This window comes from Bifidobacterium jacchi, assembly GCF_009078285.1.
Classification (GTDB): Bacteria; Actinomycetota; Actinomycetes; order Actinomycetales; family Bifidobacteriaceae; genus Bifidobacterium; species Bifidobacterium jacchi.
The window spans coordinates 1-1,606 of record NZ_RQSP01000094.1 but is presented as its reverse complement, the minus strand read 5'-3'; the positions used below and the strand labels follow the sequence as shown (position 1 = coordinate 1,606).

The 1,606-nt window shown below is 62.3% G+C and carries 1 protein-coding gene; it reads left to right on the top strand.

What is annotated here, in order from left to right:
* A partial coding sequence (locus EHS19_RS10450) for an endo-alpha-N-acetylgalactosaminidase family protein (protein ID WP_241677223.1) occupies nucleotides 1-1,606 on the top strand: 1,606 nt, incomplete at both ends.

Genomic DNA, 1,606 nt, shown 5'->3' with positions numbered 1-1,606 from the left:
ACGTGACGAAGGTCGTCAACAACATCGCCAAGAAGAACGGCAACGTGGAGGAGAACGCGATCCAGACGATCGCATTCCCGAACCAGAGCCTCATCTCCGTGCGCTCCGACCAGAGCGATCCGCAGTTCACCGGCGCGATCATGTCGGCGAGCAACACGAAGAGCGGCGACGAGAATCTCGCCATCGAACGCTCCACTTCGATGTCGGAGCGCGACTACATGTACGCGTTCGTCTCGGGCGGAGGCCTGAGCGCCGGTCTGTGGTCCAATTCGGAGCATGACGGGCGCGCCGCGACGCAAAGCTACAATGGCGGCAATCAGAACACGCGCGTGCTGGCGACGACGCAATCGGTCGACTCGGCGACGTCGCTCGGACTGGCAAGCGCGCCCTGGTACTGGCATCGCACGGTGAGCGACACCAACGGCAGGAAGTACACGCTTGAGCAGACCGATCTGCCGAAGATGGCGGTGGCGATCGCCGGCGACGCGAACGACGACAAGGCGGTGAATTGGGAGGATGGCGCGATCGCGTACCGCGACATCATGAACAATCCGTACAAGTCGGAGGAGGTGCCCGAGCTGGTCTCGTGGCGCATCGCGATGAACTTCGGCTCGCAGGCGCAGAACCCGTTCCTCACGACGCTGGACAACGTCAAGAAGGTGGCGTTGAACACGGATGGCCTCGGCCAGTCGGTGCTGCTCAAGGGCTATGGCAATGAGGGCCACGACTCGGCTCATCCGGACTACGGCGACATCAATGCGCGTGCCGGCGGCGCGGCGGACATGAACACGCTGATGGAGGGCGCGGCCGAGTATGGCGCGCGCATCGGCATCCATGTGAACGCGTCCGAGATGTACCCCGAAGCCAAGGCGTTCAGCGATTCGCTGGTGCGACGCAATGCGAACGGCTCGCTCTACTACAGCTGGGATTGGATCGATCAGGCGATCGGCATCAACGGCATCTACGACCTCGCCTCCGGTAGCCGCGCAAGCCGTTTCCAGGCGCTCAAGGATCAGGTCGGCGACAACATGGACTTCGTCTACCTCGATGTGTGGGGCACCAAGCATTCCGGCTCCGAGGACTCGTGGGAGACCCGACGCATCGCCAATACCATCAATGCGCTTGGATGGAGCGTCGGCACGGAGTATGGCACGGCCATGGAATACGAGGCCACGTTCCACCATTGGGCGGCCGATCTGACCGGTGGCAGCGCGCAGATGAAGGGTGAGAACTCGCAGGTGATGCGTTTCCTGCGCAATCATCAGAAGGACAGCTGGATGGGCGACTACCCGTCGTACGGACAGCCGTCGAACGCTCCGCTGCTGGGCGGCTATAGCATGAAGGACTTCGAGGGCTGGCAGGGTCGCAACGACTATGCGGCGTACATCACGAACCTGTACACGCATGACGTGTCGACGAAGTTCATCCAGCACTTCAAGGTGACGCAGTGGGTCAACAGCCCGCTGGACGCCACCAGTGTGAAGGACGCCTCGGTCAACGGCGGCAACGAGCAGATCACGCTCAAGGACTCCTACGGCAACGTGGTGGTGTTGAAGCGCGGCTCGAACGACGTGAACGATGCGGCGTACCGTGAGCGCACGATCAC